The following is a 22,036-nucleotide window of genomic DNA, read 5'->3' on the forward strand; positions in this document are numbered from 1 at the left end:
CTTTACCCCAATCTAAAATATCTAATTGAATAAAAGCATATTATTTATGTTAAGGTATGATTGATTTTTCGCATTGAGAAGATATCTTGATTAAGACACGGTTTCTACCTGAATAATTCGTATCATTCTCATGCAAGTCTTTGAAATTAGCATTATAATAGATGTAAGAATGTGGTGGAGGTTTTCTACATGGAACATTGGTTGGATACACAAGCGCGCTTAGCGCCAAATAAAATTGCTGTAGAAACAGATACGCATATTTTGACGTTTGGTGCGCTCTATCAAAAAGCGAAAGTAGTTGGTGCTCAGTTATTTAAACTTGAACAAAAGCGTATTGGATTATATGTAAATAATTCTATTGAAGCATTGATTTGTATTCATGGTGCTTGGTTATATGGTATTGAAATTGTGATGATCAATCATCGATTAACGCAACGTGAAATTGTAAACCAACTTAATTCAGTGGAGGTAAATTATATTATTACCACGATGCCACTTATTTTATCAGAACAATTTCATATCATTGAATTTACGACATTTCAAACAACTCCTGAGGTAAAGGGTATAGATCGACCGCCGTTGAAATTGGATCGCATTGCAACTATAATGTTTACTTCTGGTACAACTGGTCCTCAAAAAGCTGTACCACAAACTTTTAATAATCATAAGGCGAGTGCACAGAGCTGTCACGAAACGTTAGGATTTACACGTGAATCACGATGGCTTGCAGTGTTGCCTATTTATCATATATCAGGACTGAGCATCATTATTAGAAGTGTGTTATATGGATTTACAGTGTATTTAAAAGAAAAATTTGACCCGCAAGCGATATTGTCATGTATTCAACACAAACATATTACGCACCTTTCTCTTGTCCCACAAACGTTAACGCGATTGATGGACGAAGGATTGAATCAACCATTTAATATTGAAAAAATCTTGTTAGGGGGTGCGAAGTTGGATGAAGAGTTTATCGCTCAAGCTTTAAAATATCAACTTCCAATTTATAATTCGTTTGGCATGACCGAAACATGTTCACAATTTTTAACCGCATCGCCTAAAGTTTTGCAACGGCGTCCTAATACAGTGGGGTGTCCGAGTGGAAATCAACGTATCAAAATTAAAGATGCTAACAAAGAAGGCCATGGTGTACTATATGTGAAAGGTGAAAATGTGATGAACGGTTACATTTTTCCGGAAGAGGTCAATCCGTCTATGTTTGATGATGATGGTTATTTTAATACTGGTGACATCGCAAGTATCGAAGAGGGTTATATTACGATTTATGATCGGCGAAAAGATTTAATAATTAGTGGTGGAGAAAATATTTATCCTTTTGAAATAGAATCTAAAGCGAAATCATTGTCAGGTGTTTCAGATGCTATGTGTGTTGGTGCTACAGATGAAATTTGGGGGGAAGTACCAGTATTATATATTGTGAGTGAAACTGGGGAAGCGATTCTTTCTGAATTAAATCATTATTTAAATGTGCACCTCGCAAAATACAAACATCCTAAAAGAATTTATATTGTAAGTGCATTGCCTTATACAAGTACTGGAAAATTACAACGTCAACATTTGGTAGAGGTAGAAAAATGAAGATTGTCGACATCCAATTTTATAGTTTTAACCCCAAATTTAAACAACCGATTGTTACGCCGAAAGTTGCAATGACCTATCGCTCTACACTTATTGTTGGCCTTATAGATGAAAACGGTAAAGAATGGTTTGGCGAAGCGAATGTTTTTGAAACCGACTGGTATTATGAAGAAACCATTGATACTGTTAAGAATGACATAATGCAATGGTTTATAAAAGTTAAAAATGAGTCATTTTCGCATTTTGAAGATTGTATTGAACGATTAGAAAGTCTTAATCATGTACCTGCAGCACGAGCAACATTAATGATGGCTCTGTATCCGATGTTTCATGATTTGCCTACTTTTAAGGTGGAACCGGTTCAAACGATAAATGGAGACTTTAATCAAAGGGTATTAAATTTGAATCATATTGCACGACTTAAATTAAAGTGGTCCCAAAATATATTAAACCAAGTCCATATGATACGTACGATATATCCAGATGTACCAATTAGTTTAGATGCCAACCGGACATTAAATAAAGGAGATGACGCTACATTAAAAGCGTTATGGAAAGAAGAGATTGCATATATTGAAGAACCTTTTGAACAATTGACGCGTTTACATGAAGATATGAGGGTGCCGCCTGTTGCAATCGATGAATCTGCTATATCTTTAGAACGTATTTTACAGTTAATTGAATCCTACCCAATTTCAGTTGTAGTTCTCAAACCATTTCGTCTAGGTGGGATTGATCGTACATTATTAGCGATGCAACGTTTACAAGGCCAAGGGGTTAAAGTGGTTATAGGAGGGATGTATGAAACTGCACTGAGCCGTTATTATACTGCGTGGCTGAGTCGATATGGAGATTTTGCAGGTGACATTCCTCCGCATGGGTATTATTTTGAGCACGATTTATGTGAAACGTCCGGCCAACTTCAGCAAGGTGTGTTAACATTTGCACCACCTAAAGTTGACCGAAAACAGTTAATGCCGGATTAATGTTTCTTTTCATTTTTTAGTGGGACAGGATCAAACCCTCCCTTATGCAAAGGATGACATTTTAAAATACGTTTAATTCCTAGCCATATGCCTCTAAACGCACCATGAACTTGAATGGCTTCTATGGTATAGTTTGAACATGTAGGATAAAATCTGCACGACGGCGGTGTTAGTGGAGATATGAACTTTTGATAAAAGCGAATAGGCAAAATAAACAAATGTCTCAAACTAATACCTCCTCTCATTATTTTTAATCTATTCTAACACAGTTCGTAAAGGGGAAAGGGAATTGGAGTTTATTGACCAGAAAAATCAACATATAAAATTGCGTTATTGTGGACCAAATGAAGAACCTACAGGGGATCATGTGTTAGGGTTAACGCAATATCGTAATAAATTACTATTTACAAAACATCGTAAACGGGGGATAGAATTTCCTGGTGGTAAGTGTGAAAAAGGTGAAACAAGTATAGAAGCATTATCGAGAGAAATCTATGAAGAGACAGGTGGACACCTAGAAGTGGCGTACTATATTGCGCAATATACTGTTACAAACGCACAGCGGGTCTTTACTAAAGATGTTTTTGTATGTGTTGTAAGTGAACTCGAATCGAAACAGGATTATTTAGAGACAGAGGGACCGATTTGTTTTTCTACCATTGATAATATTCCTCCACAAAATAAGAGTTTTTTGTTGGATGATCCAGCCATTTTAAAATGTGTGGAAAGGATGATGATGCTTGGGTTTTACAGCACGTAAGTTAATGCCAACTGAAATACAAACGCACAAAGTTGAAGAACTGACTTACCAAGTGGATGGTTTGAACGTTAAAGGATTGTGCTTAACACCAATCAAACCTGTACAACGTATCATAATATATTTAAGAGGTGGAAAAGGGCAGGTGGGACGCGTCCGTTTAGCCCGATTACTTCAATTTATACAACCACACACACTCGTTTTTGCGCCTTATTATAGAGGGAATAATGGAAGTGAAGGACGGGATGAGTTTGCAGGAAAAGATTTGAATGACGTGGAGATCGTAGCATCAATTTTAAAAACGCAATTCCCAGAAGCCTTCATTCATATTATTGGTTTTTCAAGGGGTGGTATTCAAGGGTTATTAACCTTTCAACATATCCCCGTTCACAGTTTTATTATATGGGGTGGGGTAAGCGATTTGCGTTTGATGTTTGAAGAACGTGTCGATTTAAGAGGAATGCTAAAACGTATGATTGGACACCCGAGTCAAAATATAGCTGCATATGAAGCGCGAAATGCGTTAAAAACCCTTCATAAAGAATCGCCGCCTATACTCATTATTCATGGTCATAAAGATAAGCAAGTGGGTATACAACATGCACATGTTTTAACGGCGCGATTAAAATACGTTGGCGCATCCTTTGATACTTATTATCAAATGGATGAAGGGCATGTCCCGAAGCCACATGCGATGCAAGAAGTATTATCATATATTCAAAGATGGATGAAGACGATTGAAAAAAGTAAAAGCTGTGATACATGAAATCAGTCATGTGTCACAGCTTTTGTCTTATCCTTTGAAGCCGCCTGTCTCTTCAAGATGTTGCGTATCATCACCAAATTTTTTGAAGTTCTCTTTAAAACGTGCCACTAAATCTTTTGCTTGTGTTTCATATGCCTCTTTATTTGTCCATGCGTTAATAGGTTGTAAAATTGTAGTCGGCACATCTTCTACTTTTTTAGGAATATTTAAACCGAAAATATGATCCTTTTCAAATTCAACATTTTTTAATTTTCCACTAATCGCATCATTGACCATTTTTCGTGTATGTCTTAGTTCAATACGGTTACCCACACCGTATTTACCACCGGTCCAACCTGTATTGACTAAATACACATCAACTTCGTGTTTATCAATTAAATTACCGAGAAGGTCAGCATAGACTTTCGCACTTAATGGCAAGAATGGTGCCCCAAAACATGTTGAAAAAGAGGGTTGAGGTTCAGTAATACCACGTTCAGTACCCGCAAGTTTTGATGTAAAACCGCTTAGGAAATGATACATTGCTTGATCTTTTGTTAACTTAGAAATAGGAGGTAATACCCCAAAAGCATCTGCTGTTAAGAAAATAATTGTATTTGGATGTGACGCTTTGGACGGAACGACAATGTTATCTATATGGTGAATTGGATAAGCAGCACGCGTGTTTTCAGTGAATTTGTTATCGTCGAAATCGACATATCCTTGTGAATCCACGACGCAATTTTCTAAAACCGTACCATATCTGATGGCTTTAAAAATTTGTGGTTCTTTTTCTGCGGACAATGAAATGGCCTTGGCATAACAGCCACCTTCAATATTAAAGACACCATTTTCATTCCATCCATGTTCATCATCACCGATTAATTTACGATTAGGGTCTGCTGATAAAGTCGTTTTTCCAGTACCAGATAATCCAAAGAATAATGCAACATCACCTTTATTACCCACGTTTGCAGAGCAATGCATACTCATTATTTTTTGTTTTGGTAATAAGTAATTCATCACAGAGAAAATTGATTTTTTCATTTCACCCGCATATTCCGTGCCCCCGATTAAAACGGTTTTATGTTTGAATGAAATAATGACAAACGTTTCAGACCGTAGTCCATCTTTGTCTGGGTCGGCTTTGAATGTTGGTGCCGATATAACTGTAAAGTCAGCTTTGATTTTTGAAGCTTCTTCTTTAGAGCTTGGCTTAATAAATAAATTTTGAGCAAATAAATTATGCCACGCAAACTCATTGACGACTGTTAAATCAAGTTGTGAATCTTTATCACTTCCAGCATAACCATTGAAAACAAATATCTCATCTTTACTGTCCAAATAATCAATCACTTGGTAGTACAAGTTTAAAAACTTTTCTTCTGAAATCGGCTGATTAACCGTACCCCAATCAATATCATCTTTGACTTGAGGATTGTCTACGATATATTTATCTTTTGGAGAACGTCCTGTATATACGCCCGTTTTTGCATTAATGGCCCCAAATTCTGTGAGTTCAGCTTCGTCTCGTTTTAAAATTTTGTTGTAGAGTTCAGTAGTAGTAAGTTGAAAATGAGATGAAGGCTTGGTTTTTAAAGCGTCAATTGCTTGTGTATCAAACGACATGGTTTATCCCTCCAATAGTGATTTCGGCGATGTAAGCCTTTACAATTCAAGAGTATAACACAATGATTTCATTATCCATACTGAAATTAGGTAATTTGGAGAGAAAAATAGTAAAATAATTAGATTGCTGTATCGGTTTTATATTTGTGTTACATAAACTCAAACTGAATTGACACTGTTAAAAAATTTATGTAATATAGGACTAACGGATTCTCTTATCCTGAGTGGTGGAGGGACATGGACCCAATGAAACCCAGCAACCTCTTCTTTTATAGAAGAAAGGTGCCAAACCGTTTGCAGACATATACAGTCTGAACGATAAGAGCGAATGGACGTTAAAGGCCTTCTCTCTATTTAAGAGTATGAAAGGCTTTTTTTATTGGCTCAGTTACAAAGAGAACTTCGTAATAAAATAAAAAGGAGCTTAATATGACTTACAATAGACGCTTATTTACTTCAGAATCAGTTACTGAAGGACATCCAGATAAAATTGCCGATCAAATTTCAGATGCAATTTTAGATGAAATTTTGAAAGGTGACCCGAATGCACGTGTGGCGTGCGAAACGACTGTTACGACTGGTATGGCTTTAATTGCTGGAGAGATTACAACTTCTACTTATGTAGACATACCTAAAGTTGTTCGTGAGACCGTTAAAGAAATCGGATATACTCGAGCAAAATATGGGTATGACTATAAAACAATGTCTGTACTTACAGCTATCGATGAACAATCACCTGATATCGCACAAGGTGTAGACCGTGCTTTAGAATATCGCGACCAAGATCAAGATGAAGTATTAAATATTGGGGCTGGAGACCAAGGATTAATGTTTGGATATGCGACAAACGAAACAGACACATTTATGCCGTTGCCGATAGATTTATCGCATAAGTTATCTAAGCGTTTAACGACGGTTCGTAAAGATGGAACATTAAGTTATTTAAGACCAGATGGTAAAGTACAAGTTACGGTTGAATATGATGAAAATAATCATCCTAAACGTGTCGATACGATTGTCATTTCATCTCAACATCATGAAGATATTGAATTGGAAGACATTCAAGAAGATTTAAAAAAACATGTGATTTATCCAACTGTTGAAGATCATTTAATTGATAAAGATACGAAATTCTTTATTAACCCAACTGGACGTTTTGTTATCGGTGGTCCTCAAGGTGATGCAGGTTTAACTGGTCGTAAAATCATTGTTGATACGTATGGCGGTTATGCGCGTCATGGTGGCGGTGCATTTTCTGGTAAAGATCCTACGAAAGTAGACCGTTCGGCTGCATATGCTGCACGCTATGTTGCTAAAAATATTGTAGCTGCAGAATTAGCAGATAAATGTGAAGTACAAATTGCTTATGCAATCGGTGTCGCACAACCGGTATCGATAGCTATTGATACATTTGGCACAGGAAAAGTGTCGGAAAACATTTTAATAGAAGCTGTTAGACAAAATTTTGATTTGCGTCCAGCCGGAATCATTAAAATGTTAGACTTACAACGACCGATTTATAAACAAACTGCGGCTTATGGTCATTTTGGACGCAATGATATTGATGTCCCTTGGGAAAAGACAAACAAAATTGATATTTTAAAGGAAGCGGTAGAAACGCTTAAATAAATTTTCTCAATAAAGATTCGCGATTTTATTCGCTTTTTTATATAATGATTATAATAAAGCAAATGAAGGAAAAGGTAGGTCAATGTCCATGTCACAATTAGATCCCATTCAAATTGGGTTAATCGTTGCGAGTGTGCTCGCATTCTTATTTCTTATCATGTTTTTATTTGCATTGCGCAGTAAGAAAAAAGTTAAAGAAACATATTCGAGTCAGTATCAATCTAAAGAAGAAAAATTAAACGCTGAACATAAAGAAGCTTTAGAAGAAGTTCGAATTGAAAAGAAAAAATCAGATACGCGTCATAAAGAACAATATGATGCAATGGTATCATCAAAAAATCGTGAAATTGATGCATTAAAATTATTTTCTAAAAATGATAGTGAATATATTACAGATATGCGTTTGTTAGGAATTAGAGAACGTCTTGTAAAAGAAAAACGTATCCGTCCTGAAGATATGCACATTATGGCAAACATATTCATGCCAACGAATTCTTTAGAAGAGATAACACGCATTAGTCATCTTGTACTAACGCGTACAGGTCTATATATTATTGATTCAGAATTATTAAAAGGACATGTATATCAAGGTGTAAGTCAAAGTCAATTCAAAGAAAATCCTATGATGGAACAGGTGTTTAAAACGTTGAATTTAGATACACAATCACCACAAACACTTGTGCTTGATCAAAATGATGAAAAACAAGCTTTGTCTGTAATTGATTACACATCGCAGCTTCAGTCTATCGAAACATTGGCAACGACTTTACAGCAAAAACTTAATCTCAAATATGTACCAACTGCGATTCTTTATTTCAATCCGAGACATGAAGGCGATATTACCATTTCGAATTACGCATCGCAAAGTGGCACAAAAGTATTGGTGGGCCCTGAGCAACTTGATGAATTCTTTAATAAATTTGTATTTCACGGCCGTATCCAATACGATGTAAATGATTTACAAACCATTATGGATGAAATTGAATCATTTAACTAATACTATTTAAGCGTGTCATAGCTTAGAAAATAAATAAGAATGACATAATAATAAGTGAATGACTAAAGAGTAGGACAGAACATGTCCTGCTCTTTTTGTCTATGTGGGAGTTGAGACAAAATGATTTACGCGATGCGAGGACTTCGATATGATAAATTCAAATAAGAAAGGGTGAGAGCTTTGCAAGAAATCAAATTGTATAATGGGAATACGATGCCTCAAGTTGGGTTAGGCGTATTTCGTGTTAAAAACGACCAAACAGCGAAAGAAGCGGTAAAACACGCAATATTAAATGGCTATCGAAGTATTGATACAGCAATGATTTATAAAAATGAACAAAAAGTTGGCGAAGGTATTAAAGCAGCTCTTGAGGAATCTGATATTAAACGCGAAGATTTATTTATCACATCAAAATTATGGCTAGATGACTATGGTCGGGACAATGTAGAACAAGCCTATAATGAGTCATTAAAATTATTAGGGTTAGACTATTTAGATTTATATTTAATGCATTGGCCAGGTCAAGATGAAAACCTTATGATAGATACATGGAAAGGGATGGAAGACTTATATAAAGCGGGAAAGGTAAAAAATATTGGTGTAAGTAATTTTAATATTGAACATCTAGAACGATTATTGACTGAAACATCAATTAAACCTGTAGTCAATCAAGTGGAATTTCATCCTTATTTAACTCAAACAAAATTAAAAACATATTTAGAAGCACAAAAAATTCAAATGGAATCTTGGTCGCCGTTAATGAATGCTCAAATTTTAGAGGATGAGACTGTGAAGGCGATTGCAACTGAAATTCAAAAGTCACCTGCACAAGTCATAATCAGATGGAATATTCAAAATGGCGTTGTCACTATTCCTAAATCAATTACGCCAAATCGAATTGATGAAAATATAAAGGTATTTGATTTTGAATTATCACAAACGCATATGACACAACTCAATGCGTGTAATGAAAATAAAAGAATAGGTCCGGATCCTTTACTGTTTAATGGTAAATAATATTAACTGATAATGTTCATACAACAGGGTTCACGTATCTAAATGGGCCTGGTTTAAAAATCATTTCTATTTTGATTGTTCCTAACGCCTCGCTTTTGAGGTGTTTTACCTCAAAAGGTATTATCGGATTTGGCTTAATGCCTTAGAAGTCTCGTCTGTGTATGCAATCAAAGCGATTTTTTAATTCACCATCTTTCCTCGCACAAAGACAAAATTTATATATAAATAACCAACAAAATTCAAGTACGAAGAATTTTGTTGGTTTTTGATTAACAGGGGAGAAGTGTCGTAGCCCATTACCTTGTATTTAAATTTAAAAAGAGATGGTGTTAAAGTGTTTACCTATATTTTCTATGGCAAATTTATGTGTTTCAATGGTGATTAACTGATGACGCAATATGATAGTGCATAACCCGCAATCAAACTTAAGAAACCACCAATATATTGAAACATAAGTATTAGCCAAACTTGAAACCATTTTTGACGTCGTATCTGTGTTGACAATTCAAGTTGTAACGTCGAAAATGTAGTGAATCCTCCGAGTATACCAATCATGAGTAAATGAAAGTGTGCACTTTCGGAAGACATTAGCGGGCTGACTAGGCCGAAGGAAAAGCATCCAAGCAAATTAACTACTAATGTGGCAACTGGAAAATTAGTTTTGGTCGATCTATTTATCAGATTGGATAACAACGCACGTAACATTGCGCCGATACCGCCGCCTATCATAACGAGGAGGATGATCATGAAACATTAGCCCCTAACTTCAAGCCGAGTAGACAACTCGATAATCCTATTAAGCTACTTAAGATAAGATAGAGCATTCCTTTAAGCCATTCATCACCTGTCAGGAAGTGAAATAATTCAAATTGAAATGTAGAGAACGTTGTTAATGCACCAAGACCACCAGTAGTGATGCCTTTTTTTAAATACGGATGCGTATGAAACAAAGAGATTGAATTTGAAAATAAAAGCCCCATAAAAAAAGCGCCTACGATGTTGGCAAAAAAAGTGCCTATGGGGAATCCGTACCATTGGGGGATATAGGAAAGTATATAACGACAAAACGCTCCAATGGCACCGCCGATAAAAATATATAAGTATCCCATTAAATCCCCTCCAATACACCTTAAATAATACCAAACAAATACAATGCTGAAATGATATGTAGGATTAAAACGCATAAAATAAACCATGGTAATCGTTTAGATGCACGATGAATCCAGCTTTTATTTTCAGGTAAATGTTTAATAGCTTTGTCGGCAAAAATGATTGTGAAAATTAAAATTAATGCATTCAAAAACACACTTACAATAATTATTTTTATAATAGTATTAAAGTGAATATGTAATAGGGGGTTAAATGCATTGAAATATAAGCTTACTAATAATAAGAGTACAGTTAAATAGAAATATTTCTTCGATTTTGACATGCGTGTGCCTCCTTGTCGACTAATATCATATCATATTATATTTTATTTTCTTAAAAAAATGGATACTTTTCATCTTTCGTAAGCGTAAATATAGCATTTCTATGTTAAAAAATGATATAACATAACTATCAATACTCACATCTAGGAGGACATTATGAAAAATTTAAAAGTACAAGTATTTGCTGATGGTGCAGATATCAATCAAATGAAACAAGCGTATGTAAATAAAGAAGTAGATGGTTTTACTACGAACCCTAGCTTGATGGCTAAAGCAGGTGTAGAGGACTATACACAATTTGCTAAAGAAGTCGTAAAAGCAATACCTGATGCTTCAGTTTCATTTGAAGTTTTTGGTGATGATATGGAAACAATGGAAAAAGAAGCTGAAATTATCCAACAATTTGGGGAGAACATCTTCGTTAAGATACCAATTGTCAATACAAAAGGGGAATCGATGTTGCCTTTAATTGAAAAGTTATCAGCAAAAGGTGTTAAACTTAATGTGACAGCAGTTTATACGATTGAACAAGTAAAAGCAATTACTGAAGCAGTTACTGAGGGTGTCGAAACATATGTTTCTGTATTTGCAGGACGTATTGCTGATACAGGTGTGGATCCATTACCACTAATGAAAGAATCTGTTAAAGTGACACACAGTAAGAAGGGTGTACAATTACTATGGGCTAGTTGCCGTGAATTGTATAATGTTATTCAAGCAGATGAAATTGGGGCTGATATTATTACATGCCCTGGTGATGTCGTTAAGAAAATCCCAAATATTGGTAGAAACATCGATGAACTATCAGTAGATACAGTAAAAGGGTTTGCAAAAGATATTCAAAGCTCAGGTTTAAGTATTTTATAATCGAACAGTTTTGATAAAATAGAGACTCAAACACTTCGATCTTTTACGAAGGTTTGAGTCTTTTTAAATAAATTAAACTTAAAGGAGTGCATCATGGAACAACCGATGTTTAAAGCTAAAATAGAGAAACAATTATGGTACTTAAACAGAAAAGAACGAAAGATATTAAATTCAGAATTAAGTGGATTCAATGCCGAAACGTTTAAAGCACAATATCGCTCACAAAATCAATTTGTCATATTGTTTCTATCTCGCCATATATTTAATTCTAAACCAAAATCACAATTACATTTAGTGATTACATTGCTAGGGCTGATATTTTTAAACACAATAATTATAGGTTTTTTTATAACGGGATTGTTGTTGTCATTAGCCTCGATTAAATATTTAATATCGCCTACAAATTCATTACAACTGCAACATGTCTTTCTTATTCTTATTGCAAGTGGCTGTATGATAATAACTACTATACTTTTAGTTAAACCTGTAAATGGCTTTTTGACAAAGCGTTTAATTGACTACAAGCTAAACAGATTGACTTAACATTAATTGACGTAATAATAGACACTCTTTCCATTTCTTTAAACAAAACGTTATTGAAACATCTGCAATGAATTGATGATTCTGTTTGAAGTGAATGCGTGTGCGATCTTTCATTGATGTTAACCCAATGACTTCGGTCATATTAATATATACTTGATAGGTGGAGCGTTTTGGAAATAGCGGACATATAATGAGTTCTGGAGAAATGTAAATCGGGATAAACTGACCAATATTTAACATGTTGCTGGCTAACGCTATTTGTGTATTTAAATGTTTATGATGAGATTTGACTAAAGTATTTAAAAACGAGGTCAATGACATAGAGGAATGAATATTAAAGTAGCGGAATTGAATATTAAGTTCGTGTGTCATAACAAGTGGTGTTTCTACATAGAGAAGTGAATTAAATTGAGTCATTCATGCATTCCTTTCTATTGATATTCTAAGTGAGATTTTAAAATGGCTAACGTTTGTTTTTTATAGTTTTTTACTGTACTGAGGGAACATTGCATTTTATTTTGAATTTCACTTTGATTATAACCATTTAAGTGTAGTGTTAGCCATGTCCATTGTTGTGGGGATAAATGATTTGAAATTAAAGATAATTGAAGGTAGAAATATGAGGGGATTACAGAGATATTTAAATTCGAAATTTCTGTTGTAGTAGGGTGACGCCAATGTTGACGTAATAAATCAATGAGATAAAAATGAAGTTTGGTCCTTATATAACGATGAAAATCTTTAGATCGTTCGGCATCATAATTACATTGTAATTCCCATAGCCGAATGAACAACATTTGAAAGTACTCGTCATAATTATAAGAGATATTGTACTTTTTTAGAAGATAATGCAGAAACTTTTCATATTTTACATATAATGTTTTGAAATTCATAAATTGCCTCCTTGCCATACTTTGACCGGTTAAATAAGTCATACCAGTTTAAAATGATTGAGACACCTGCATTTTTATGATATTTTTAGATTAAATTCGACATTAAGATAATAAAAATAAGACGTTTTTGATATATAGGTACATTTTTACCCGTTTAACGACATCATTTATCAAAAAAAGGACGTTATGGAGGAAACTATGGACTATGAACATTTAAATTTAGAGCATTTCTTTGCGCGAAATGATGATTTAGATGTCATTCGTGACCGAGCTGATTTCGTCATGATTAACAATATGACAAAAGAAATGATGTATCGTGATGGAGAAATTGAAGGTGCGATTGACTTGACAAAGTACTACTATAAAAATCGGTCTCAAGCAGCAAGTTTCATTATGATGGATTATTATCGTCAAGAAAAGTAATGAATTTCTTTACATATTCATTACTTTTTTTTTATGAATTCATGACAAGAGATATCTTCAATTGTGTTCGTCTCACATTGGTGGTAAAATTTGTATTCAAGCGTGAATGTTTAATAGATGAATCATTTATCCATTGAAACAACTTAATGAAGAGGTGTGTTTATGAGAAAGCACAAAAAAGGTTCATTGATTTCTGTAATCGTGTTACTCATCGTAGCGGCAATTGCAGGGTTTTTATTTTTTTCAATGATTAAAGACCAAATTTTCTTTAAATCAGTCAAGCAAGTTGAGCGTGTTGAAAAACTAAATGTGACACTTGAACAGGCTGCAAAAAAGCAAATTGATAATTATACAAGTCAACAAGTATCTAATAAGAATCATACGAACTGGCGTGACGCTTCTCCTACTGAAATTCGAGAAGCGATGAACAGCTCAAGTTTTATGGATGATAAAAAGCAAAAATATCAATTTTTAGATTTATCAAAATATCAAGGTATAGATGAGAACCGTATTAAGAGAATGTTAATTAATCACCCTACATTATTAAATCATACAGAAGACTTTCTTAATGCTGCGAAAGCAAAACAAGTGAATGAAGTTTATTTGATTTCCCATGCCTTACTTGAAACAGGCTCTGTGGCATCAGAGCTTTCAAATGGTGTTGAAATTGACGGTAAAAAATACTATAACTTTTATGGTGTAGGGGCACTTGACGAAGATCCAATTAAAACAGGTGCGGAATACGCTAAGAAAAAAGGATGGGACACACCTGAAAAAGCAATTTATGGTGGTGCAGAATTTATACATGATCACTACTTAAAAAACCCTGAACAAAACACACTTTATAGTATGCGATGGAACCCTAGTAATCCTGGAGAACATCAGTACGCTACGGATATTAATTGGGCTAAAAGTAATGCAACAATTATGGCTGACTTTTATAAAGATATGAAAACTGAGGGTAAATATTTTAATTGGTATGTATATAAAGATGATCAAAAACATCAAGATGGTAAAAATCATGAATAATAAGTAAAACGACTTTCAATATTTTTGAAAGTCGTTTTTTATATGTGGTAATAAAAGAATTCAATGATATTTCTCTTTTCAAAGTTAAATATAATTTATCGTTATATGATTCAATAGTTATTCTGCTTTATTGTTTTTGCCAAAATAAAAGAAAAATATGACAACCAATATAAAGATTTTTGTGCATTTTTTTAACATGTGCGTCACTCCGAAATCAGTGTATTTATAATATGTATATTTTAACACACAGGCACGCAGCTAAAAATTAATCCGATTATTATTAATCTTGGAAAGATTAGGGTAAAATTAAAAGAAAACTCGGAGAAAGGGTGGTTGAAATGAGAGTCGCAATTATAGGTATGGGTACTGCTGGCGTCAGTGTGTTGCGTCATTTAGTAAAGTTTGAAAAGTTTAAGCAGTTGGACGTTGATGTTTACGATAATGAAGTAAATATGGGACAAGGTAAACCGTTTCAAGATGATAGTGAAGATTTATTAACAAATGTACCCGTTTCAATGATTTCTTTAAATCAAGATAACATAAATGAATTTAAAGAGTGGTATGATGCGCATGACGAATATGAATATGGCAAAGTAGAATATCTCCCAAGATTCGTATTTGGGCATTATATGAAAGACTATTTGAATACATTTAAATCGTCATTCTCAAATATTCATGTTATCACTCAAGAAGTGACGCATATGTACATTGAAGAAGTGAATGATGCGATTATCCCTCGAACGATAAATGTTTGTACAGGAAACGATTTATCCTCATGCCAAAAGTATGATTATGTTTTTCTAACAATAGGTACATTGAGTTATAATGACCCTTACAATCTTAAAGGGAAAAACCACTATATTCATTCGCCATATCCTGTCAATCGAACGCTAGATGATGTAAAGGAAACGGATCAAATTGCAATCATAGGAAGTGGATTGGCAAGTTTAGATGTTATCCGCTATGCTGTAAATCATCATCAAAAAAAGCCGATTGTCGTTGCAAGTCGTAGCGGCAAATTACCAAGCGTTCGTGGCGACATGATTGATGTGACATTACAATACGTAACGACTGCCAATTTTGAAACAATTAAGCAAAAGAATTTGGGATGTGTTCCTTTAGATGAGGCAATAACTTTATTTAAAAAAGAGTGTGAGTCTCTAAATATTCCATTACAACGACTGCTTAAACGTAGAAAATATGATTCTGTACGCGATTTGACTTATGACTTAAATCACCCAAAAGAACTCGGCGCATTGCAAAGTCTCATTGAAGTGATTAAAGAAAATATGGATTGGATTTGGAACAGTTTTAGTCATGAAGATCAAGAGCGTTTCATTCATAAATATCAACGTTATCTTGTTGAAAATTCAAATCCAATGCCTCAAGAAACTGCAAGATTATTATTACAAGAAATTAAATCAGGAAACATAAAAATTTATTCAGGCTTAGAAGACATTCGTCACTATTATGGTAAATTCAGATTAAAATTTAGAAATAAAGATGAGGCGATTAAAGCTGATGTGGTGATCAATGCAACTGGAGCGAAAAAACATTTAAGTCAATTAGATGATGACGATGCATTGTTGTTAGATATTGCAAATCGACAAATCATTCAATCACATCCAATGGGAGGAATTCAAATCGTTCCTTCAAGTAACGAAGTCATAAGTCCATTATATGGCACTTTAAATAACTTAAGAGCAATTGGACAAGTAACGAATGGTGTTAATTATTATAGAAATGGTATACCCTCTATTGTTCAACAAGCTGTACGATCGGTTCAAAATTTGTATGATACATTAGACGACCGTGATACTTTAAACAAAGAACATGGACATGGCCCTAAAATTGATCAACAGGTGACTTCAATTGAAAGTGCAAACGAGAAAAAAACAAAGTTAGAAAATAAAAAGCATAAAGATAAAAAAGATAAGAAGCATAAAAAAGATAAGAAAGAGAAAAAGAAGAAAAAAAAGAAAAAAAGTAAGAAGAAGAAAAAAGAATGAATAAAAAATACCTAAAAAAAACCAAATGATTGTAAAATAAAATCTGTTGAGCTAATATAGACTCAAGTGCTTATTCATAAGTGCTTGAGTATCTTTTTATCTCAACACAATTTTATATTATATTCTTTCGGGGCTGGGTGAAATTCCCAACCGGCAGTAATTTTAAGCCTGCGACCCATAGTTTTTAACTATGGCTGATCTAGTGAGAATCTAGAGCCGACAGTGAAAGTCTGGATGGGAGGAAGAATAACGGTGACAAACATAACATGTTTATGTTTATTTGCTGATGAAAAATAATAGAACATCAGTTTATTTTGTGATGTCTATTTTTCATATTACCTTCCACTCGAATCGACAATCGGGTGGTTTTTTTTGAGGTGAAAGAGTGAATCATTTTTTAGAAAAAGCAATTACGTTAGCACAAATGGTAGAAGGTCAAACTGGTTTAAACCCACCTGTAGGCGCAGTCATTGTGAAAAACGGCCGTATCATTGGTATGGGTGCGCATTTAAAACAAGGTGAACGTCATGCAGAAATCCAAGCAATTGATATGGCAGGCGCAGACCAGGTGAAAGGTGCAACGATATATGTATCGTTAGAACCATGTTCTCATTTTGGCAAAACGCCACCCTGTGCAAAGCGTATAATCGAAACGGGAATTACGCATGTTGTCTATGCAGCGCGCGATGTTACGTTGCCTGCGACGGGTCATCATATGATGGAACAGGAGGGGGTTAAAGTAGATTATCGACCTCACCCGAAAGCTGCACAATTATATGCATCATTTTTTAAAAGCAAGCAAGAGGGACATCCGATAGTTACTGTGAAAGTAAGCGCGAGTTTGGATGGCAAACAAGCCACAGATCATTTTGAAAGTCAGTGGATTACGAATCCCTCTGTAAAGAAGGATGTATTTCGTTTACGTCATAAACATGATGCAATTATCACAGGTTCTGGCACTTTAAAGTGCGATAATCCGAGCTTGACTGTGCGCTCTGAACAAGGAAGGCAACCGGTTAGAGTCATTTTGGCACGTAAAGGTGACATTGATTGGTGTTCTAACATGTTTCATGATAATGATAGTCCGGTTTTAATTTATACCGAAAATAAAACTTTAAAATCCTCACTTTCTAACATAAAAGTGATAAATTTAGAATGTTGTGATGTAGACAATATTTTAAGGGATTTATATTTAAAAGGGTTTGGACGTGTTCTTGTCGAAGCAGGTCCAAATGTAACCTCTCAATTTTTATCATCTAAAATGGTAACGCATTTCATTTTATATTTAGCCCCGAAATTAATAGGTGGACGAGGCGTAAATCAGTTCTATCAAACCGAAACTGTATGTAAGCTTAGTGACACCCACCAATTTGAAATTGTTGAGACATCATTAATAGATACAAATGTGAAAATCCACATGAAAAGGAAGTGACAACATGTTCACTGGTATCATTGAAGAAGTCGGAACAATTCTTTCTATCCGCAAACAAAATCCCACGACTCAATTAACTATCTCATGTTCAAAAATTATTGAGGACATGTCCATCGGTGACTCTATAAGTGTGAATGGTACATGTTTAACTGTGACCGCATTCAATGACCACAGTTTCAATGTAGACGTCATTTTAGGCACTGAAAATAAAACGTATTTGGGCCAATTAAAAGTTGGTGATTGCGTTAATCTTGAACGTGCATTACTTGCTACAGGACGTCTTGGTGGTCATTTTGTTCAAGGACATGTAGACGGTAAAAGTAAAATAGTTCACATTCAAAAGTCAGCGAATGAATGGATTTATACAATTGAGGCGCCAAGCACTCTACTGGCACAAATGATTCCGCAAGGTTCTATTGCGGTTGATGGTATTAGTTTAACAGTATTCGAGAAACATCTAACCAGTTTTAACATTCATTTAATTCCTGAAACGCGTCAAGCAACGTCTTTGTCTCAAAAAAAACATGGAGATTTTGTGCATCTTGAAACAGATATGTTATTCAAATACGTTCAAGCACTCAATACAACAAAACAAGAACTCGCAATCGATGATTTGTTAAAAGCGGGATTTTAATGGAGGAATTAGGATGGAATTTGATTCAATTGAACTAGCTTTAGAAGAACTTAAAAACGGTAAACCTATTATCGTTTTAGATGATGAAAATCGAGAAAATGAAGGGGATCTCGTAGCTGTTACAGAATGGATGCACGATGATACCATTAACTTTATGGCCAAATATGGTCGGGGGTTAATATGCGCGCCAATCTCAAAAGAAATCGCTACTCAAGCTGGATTAGTCCCTATGGTATATGAAAATAAAGATCCAAACGGAACAGCATTTACAGCGAGTATTGACCATGTATCATCTACAACGGGCATTAGTGCGTTTGAACGTACACAAACTGTACGAGCCCTGGTACAAGAAGGAATGAATGAACACACGTTTCATCAACCTGGACACATTTTCCCATTGATTGCAGAAGATAATGGTGTGCTTGTAAGACGTGGTCACACAGAAGCAGCGGTTGATTTAGCATTATTAACCAATGCCAAACCAGCTGGCGTTATATGTGAAATTATGAATGAAGATGGGACAATGGCACGTGGTCATCAATTACAAGTTTTTAAGGATGAACATCAATTAAAGATGATTACAATTGAGTCTTTAGTGTCCTATATAAAAGTAAATCGTAAATTAATTAAACAAGAAGCAAAAGTAAAACTGCCAACACGTTATGGCACATTCGACATGTTGGGTTTTACGTCTGAATTTGATGGTCAAGAACATTTGGCAATTGTTAAAGGCGACATTAAGCCTGAAATGAATGTGCGCATTCATTCTGCTTGCGCCACAGGTGACATCTTTCATAGTGAACGCTGTGATTGCGGCGAACAACTGGAAAAAGCAATGCAATATATACAAGAACATGATGGAATCATTCTTTATCTCCCTCAAGAAGGACGCGGAATCGGTTTAATGAATAAACTAAAAGCCTATGAATTAATTGAGCAAGGTTATAATACTGTTTCTGCAAATGAAGCATTAGGTTTTGAACCTGATTTAAGAGATTATGATATTGCGGCCCAAATGTTAAAACATTTGGGCGTATCATCTGTGAATTTATTAAGCAATAATCCCGAGAAATTTGAGGGATTAAAAAAATATCAAATTGATATTAAGGAACGTATTCCTTTAATTACATGCGAAAATGAAAATAATCATGACTATTTAGAAGTTAAAAAAACACAAATGGGACATTTAATTTAGGAGGTAAAATGATGAAATTTGAAGGTCAACTTATTGGAGAAGGTTTAAAAATTGGGATTGTCGTGAGTCGATTTAATGATTTTATTACAAGTCGACTCGTTGATGGGGCGAATGATGCGCTCAAACGTCATCAGGTAAAGGAAGATGACATTGATATCGCATATGTACCAGGTGCATTCGAATTGCCAATCGTTGCTAAGAAAATGGCACAATCAGGCAAATATGATGCCGTTATTACTTTAGGTTGTGTTATTAGAGGGGCAACGACACATTATGATTATGTTTGCAATGAAGCAGCTAAAGGCATTGCCAAAGCGAGTGATGATTCAGGTGTGCCGGTAATTTTTGGTGTCGTTACGACCGAAAATATTGAGCAAGCGATTGAGCGCGCTGGTACGAAAGCAGGGAATAAGGGTGCTGAAGTTGCAGTAGGTGCAATTGAAATGGCAAATCTTCTTAAAACCCTGTAAATATAACATGTATGAAATATGCGTACATGACATATGTAGATGTCTTTATGAAGCGTTTGAATTTGCTTAATAAAAGGATTTGGGGTATCAATCAAAATGAAATGACATGTTAACTCCATCAAAATCCTTCTCGTAAAGACCACATCTTTGAATAAAAATAAAAAACATCCGACACTGTTCATATACTCATGAATGTTGTTGGATGTTTTTAATGAACGGGATTGGGATGTCCCACTCCTAATTTTTCTCTATGTTGCCAGTTATATACAAAATTGTTCGTTATAACGTTTTAATACAACGTTGCTTTTCTTCTGCCGAATTATTCTGCTTGTGACATTTGGATTTCTTACGAGAATAACTAAACAATGTACCTAAAAGTGCTAAGCCACCAACAACTGCAAGTGTTTTTGGCTTAACAAACTCTTTAAAAGCAAGTGTTAAGTTTTGAGGACGTTCAGCCAATCTTCTCATAAAATAACCAAACCAGTCATCACCATATGGAACATATATCGTAAAGTGATATCCCTCTTTCGCAATTTGTTCAGCTAATTCAGTTCTAAAACCATATAACATTTGAAATTCAAATTTAGATTTATCAATGTTATTTTCTTTTACAAATGCTTTAACATGATTAATGATATGATGGTCATGTGTCGCGATTGAGGTGAAGTTTTTAGCGTTTAGTAAACGTTTTTCGATTAATCTTATGTAATTGTTATCGATTTCTTCTTTAGTTTGATAAGCAATATGTGGCGATTCTTTGTATGCCCCTTTGACTAAACGCAATCGCAAATCAGGATATTTATCTAAGAGAACGTCAGCTTTAAATAGATATGCTTGAATTACAGTCCCAACGTTCGTAAATTCACTTTTTAAACGATCTAATGTTTGTGTTACATCAAATAAACTGTCATATTTCTCTGTATCGAAATTAATGTGCATATTGTTATAAGATTTAGCTGTTTTTACGATTTCGTAGACATTGTCATATGCTAAAGCACGATCAAATTCAATACCAAGTTGACTTAATTTTATAGACATATGTGCGTCGAGCTTATTTTCATGTAATACTTTCATTACTTTTAAAATTTCATTTTTAGCGTCAATCGCTTCTTGACGGTTGTGAACAAATTCTCCAAGGATGTCTACAGTGCCAGCGATGTTTTTATCATTCAGACGTTTTATCGTGCTAACAATATCAGGCAATTGATTTCCTGCTACAACTTTTTTTGCCCCAAGTGAAGGTCCCACTTTTTTTGCCGTCGCATTTAAAAAAGCATTGTTAGATAACGCCATAAAAAAATTCTTAACTAAACCCATATTGATTCCTCCCATGTCTCTGTAATGCTCATAGTGATAGTGTATCACGATTATATAGTGTAAGAAAACGGTTTCAAAAAAGTTTTTAGAATTTAATGAAAAAGAGAGGGAGTAGGGGGTGTGAAATTACCCTAGCGTTTCTTAAAATAGCCATCAAAACATTTATTCATGAATATTGATGGCTATAAAAATAAGGGAGGCGCAGAGGATCATATTCATATGGACATACGAATAAAGTAACAAATTATCGTGTAAACTGTATACTTGCATCAATAGGCTCTTGTAGGGCAGCTGAAAAAATAGGGAGATTAAAAATAATGAAAAAACTAAGTGCACACTTTAGGAAAAATTTCATGTTTTAACTCCTTTACAGTTTGACTTACTTGTACCTTAGCATACTGGTTTAAATGTGCTGCAAAGAGATTGTAAACC

At 34.5% G+C, this 22,036-nt stretch carries 24 protein-coding genes and 2 riboswitches; of the genes, 16 read left to right on the top strand and 8 right to left on the bottom strand.

From position 1 onward, the window contains the following. Nucleotides 1-189 precede the first annotated feature (189 nt). Complete coding sequence (gene menE / locus SHYC_RS05495; RefSeq protein WP_039645146.1) at nucleotides 190-1,599, top strand: o-succinylbenzoate--CoA ligase; 1,410 nt, start codon at nucleotides 190-192, stop codon at nucleotides 1,597-1,599. After that, nucleotides 1,596-2,585: an o-succinylbenzoate synthase gene (menC, locus tag SHYC_RS05500; RefSeq protein ID WP_039645148.1), complete on the top strand. Its 990-nt coding sequence runs from the start codon at nucleotides 1,596-1,598 to the stop codon at nucleotides 2,583-2,585. Before menE ends, menC begins: the two co-directional genes overlap by 4 nt. On the opposite strand, the gene yidD is transcribed toward menC, so the two are convergent. Further along, a complete protein-coding gene (gene yidD / locus SHYC_RS05505) occupies nucleotides 2,582-2,830 on the bottom strand; it encodes a membrane protein insertion efficiency factor YidD (protein ID WP_371664991.1) in 249 nt (82 codons plus the stop codon). The two genes, menC and yidD, sit on opposite strands and share 4 nt — an antisense overlap. A gap of 44 nt (nucleotides 2,831-2,874) precedes the next feature. Here yidD and ytkD point away from each other — a divergent pair, with 44 nt between their 5' ends. Continuing rightward, the gene (ytkD, locus tag SHYC_RS05510) at nucleotides 2,875-3,345 is read left to right on the top strand and encodes an RNA deprotection pyrophosphohydrolase (RefSeq protein WP_039645152.1); all 471 of its coding nucleotides are present in this window, start codon (nucleotides 2,875-2,877) and stop codon (nucleotides 3,343-3,345) included. Beyond that, entirely contained in the window at nucleotides 3,326-4,108 is a 783-nt protein-coding gene (locus SHYC_RS05515) for an alpha/beta hydrolase family protein (RefSeq protein WP_371129307.1), read from the top strand. The genes ytkD and SHYC_RS05515 overlap by 20 nt, the downstream gene beginning before the upstream one ends. A gap of 27 nt (nucleotides 4,109-4,135) precedes the next feature. On the opposite strand, the gene pckA is transcribed toward SHYC_RS05515, so the two are convergent. After that, on the bottom strand, nucleotides 4,136-5,716 hold the full coding sequence (pckA, locus tag SHYC_RS05520) for a phosphoenolpyruvate carboxykinase (ATP) (protein ID WP_039645154.1): 1,581 nt from the start codon (nucleotides 5,714-5,716) through the stop codon (nucleotides 4,136-4,138). A 212-nt stretch (nucleotides 5,717-5,928) separates the two neighbouring features. Then, nucleotides 5,929-6,041: riboswitch (SAM riboswitch) on the top strand. Nucleotides 6,042-6,145: 104 nt separating this feature from the next. Here pckA and metK point away from each other — a divergent pair. The 3 genes from metK to SHYC_RS05535 all read left to right on the top strand — a co-directional run bounded on the left by metK (nucleotide 6,146) and on the right by SHYC_RS05535 (nucleotide 9,359). Then, nucleotides 6,146-7,345 carry a methionine adenosyltransferase gene (metK, locus tag SHYC_RS05525; RefSeq protein ID WP_039645157.1) on the top strand — a complete coding sequence of 400 codons (1,200 nt, stop codon included), beginning with the start codon at nucleotides 6,146-6,148 and terminating at the stop codon, nucleotides 7,343-7,345. Between the two features lie 88 nt (nucleotides 7,346-7,433). Further along, nucleotides 7,434-8,342: an NERD domain-containing protein gene (locus SHYC_RS05530; RefSeq protein WP_039645159.1), complete on the top strand. Its 909-nt coding sequence runs from the start codon at nucleotides 7,434-7,436 to the stop codon at nucleotides 8,340-8,342. A 213-nt stretch (nucleotides 8,343-8,555) separates the two neighbouring features. Beyond that, nucleotides 8,556-9,359, top strand: coding sequence for an aldo/keto reductase (locus tag SHYC_RS05535; protein ID WP_197708984.1), 804 nt, complete (start codon nucleotides 8,556-8,558; stop codon nucleotides 9,357-9,359). Nucleotides 9,360-9,740: 381 nt separating this feature from the next. Here SHYC_RS05535 and SHYC_RS05540 read toward each other — a convergent pair whose 3' ends face one another. The 3 genes from SHYC_RS05540 to SHYC_RS05550 are packed head-to-tail and all read right to left on the bottom strand — an operon-like array spanning nucleotide 9,741 to nucleotide 10,791. Then, nucleotides 9,741-10,106 (bottom strand): fluoride efflux transporter FluC, encoded by a 366-nt coding sequence (locus SHYC_RS05540; RefSeq protein WP_039645163.1) that lies wholly within the window; start codon nucleotides 10,104-10,106, stop codon nucleotides 9,741-9,743. Next, nucleotides 10,103-10,468 (bottom strand): fluoride efflux transporter CrcB, encoded by a 366-nt coding sequence (gene crcB, locus SHYC_RS05545; protein WP_039645165.1) that lies wholly within the window; start codon nucleotides 10,466-10,468, stop codon nucleotides 10,103-10,105. Before crcB ends, SHYC_RS05540 begins: the two co-directional genes overlap by 4 nt. A 20-nt stretch (nucleotides 10,469-10,488) precedes the next feature. Then, on the bottom strand, nucleotides 10,489-10,791 hold the full coding sequence (locus SHYC_RS05550; RefSeq protein ID WP_039645167.1) for a hypothetical protein: 303 nt from the start codon (nucleotides 10,789-10,791) through the stop codon (nucleotides 10,489-10,491). A gap of 154 nt (nucleotides 10,792-10,945) precedes the next feature. On the opposite strand from SHYC_RS05550, the gene SHYC_RS05555 reads away from it, so the two are divergent. Together SHYC_RS05555 and SHYC_RS05560 are read left to right on the top strand one after the other, a co-directional pair. Next, nucleotides 10,946-11,656: a transaldolase gene (locus tag SHYC_RS05555; protein WP_039645169.1), complete on the top strand. Its 711-nt coding sequence runs from the start codon at nucleotides 10,946-10,948 to the stop codon at nucleotides 11,654-11,656. Between the two features lie 93 nt (nucleotides 11,657-11,749). After that, the gene (locus SHYC_RS05560; RefSeq protein WP_039645170.1) at nucleotides 11,750-12,199 is read left to right on the top strand and encodes a hypothetical protein; all 450 of its coding nucleotides are present in this window, start codon (nucleotides 11,750-11,752) and stop codon (nucleotides 12,197-12,199) included. On the opposite strand, the gene SHYC_RS11865 is transcribed toward SHYC_RS05560, so the two are convergent. Together SHYC_RS11865 and SHYC_RS05570 are read right to left on the bottom strand one after the other, a co-directional pair. Further along, nucleotides 12,182-12,616, bottom strand: coding sequence for a hypothetical protein (locus SHYC_RS11865; RefSeq protein WP_052257826.1), 435 nt, complete (start codon nucleotides 12,614-12,616; stop codon nucleotides 12,182-12,184). The two genes, SHYC_RS05560 and SHYC_RS11865, sit on opposite strands and share 18 nt — an antisense overlap. Before the next feature lie 14 nt (nucleotides 12,617-12,630). Then, nucleotides 12,631-13,092, bottom strand: coding sequence for a sigma-70 family RNA polymerase sigma factor (locus SHYC_RS05570; RefSeq protein ID WP_039645172.1), 462 nt, complete (start codon nucleotides 13,090-13,092; stop codon nucleotides 12,631-12,633). A 198-nt stretch (nucleotides 13,093-13,290) separates the two neighbouring features. On the opposite strand from SHYC_RS05570, the gene SHYC_RS05575 reads away from it, so the two are divergent. From SHYC_RS05575 to ribH, 7 genes are all read left to right on the top strand, one after another. After that, nucleotides 13,291-13,515 carry a hypothetical protein gene (locus SHYC_RS05575; protein WP_039645174.1) on the top strand — a complete coding sequence of 75 codons (225 nt, stop codon included), beginning with the start codon at nucleotides 13,291-13,293 and terminating at the stop codon, nucleotides 13,513-13,515. A gap of 162 nt (nucleotides 13,516-13,677) precedes the next feature. Further along, on the top strand, nucleotides 13,678-14,544 hold the full coding sequence (locus tag SHYC_RS05580) for a peptidoglycan release complex glucosaminidase SagB (protein ID WP_039645176.1): 867 nt from the start codon (nucleotides 13,678-13,680) through the stop codon (nucleotides 14,542-14,544). Between the two features lie 338 nt (nucleotides 14,545-14,882). Next, nucleotides 14,883-16,553, top strand: coding sequence for an FAD/NAD(P)-binding protein (locus SHYC_RS05585; protein ID WP_039645178.1), 1,671 nt, complete (start codon nucleotides 14,883-14,885; stop codon nucleotides 16,551-16,553). Nucleotides 16,554-16,672: 119 nt separating this feature from the next. Continuing rightward, nucleotides 16,673-16,803, top strand: a riboswitch (FMN riboswitch). Nucleotides 16,804-16,938: 135 nt separating this feature from the next. Further along, nucleotides 16,939-17,985 (top strand): bifunctional diaminohydroxyphosphoribosylaminopyrimidine deaminase/5-amino-6-(5-phosphoribosylamino)uracil reductase RibD, encoded by a 1,047-nt coding sequence (ribD, locus tag SHYC_RS05590; RefSeq protein ID WP_039645180.1) that lies wholly within the window; start codon nucleotides 16,939-16,941, stop codon nucleotides 17,983-17,985. Nucleotides 17,986-17,989: 4 nt separating this feature from the next. Then, entirely contained in the window at nucleotides 17,990-18,619 is a 630-nt protein-coding gene (locus tag SHYC_RS05595; protein WP_039645182.1) for a riboflavin synthase, read from the top strand. 13 nt (nucleotides 18,620-18,632) lie between these two features. Then, nucleotides 18,633-19,814, top strand: a complete 1,182-nt coding sequence (locus SHYC_RS05600; protein ID WP_039645184.1) for a bifunctional 3,4-dihydroxy-2-butanone-4-phosphate synthase/GTP cyclohydrolase II — start codon at nucleotides 18,633-18,635, stop codon at nucleotides 19,812-19,814. Between the two features lie 11 nt (nucleotides 19,815-19,825). Beyond that, nucleotides 19,826-20,284, top strand: a complete 459-nt coding sequence (ribH, locus tag SHYC_RS05605; protein WP_039645186.1) for a 6,7-dimethyl-8-ribityllumazine synthase — start codon at nucleotides 19,826-19,828, stop codon at nucleotides 20,282-20,284. 279 nt (nucleotides 20,285-20,563) lie between these two features. On the opposite strand, the gene SHYC_RS05610 is transcribed toward ribH, so the two are convergent. Further along, entirely contained in the window at nucleotides 20,564-21,604 is a 1,041-nt protein-coding gene (locus SHYC_RS05610; protein ID WP_052257827.1) for a proline dehydrogenase family protein, read from the bottom strand. Nucleotides 21,605-22,036: the final 432 nt, after the last annotated feature.

The organism is Staphylococcus hyicus (genome assembly GCF_000816085.1).
Taxonomy (GTDB): Bacteria; Bacillota; Bacilli; order Staphylococcales; family Staphylococcaceae; genus Staphylococcus; species Staphylococcus hyicus.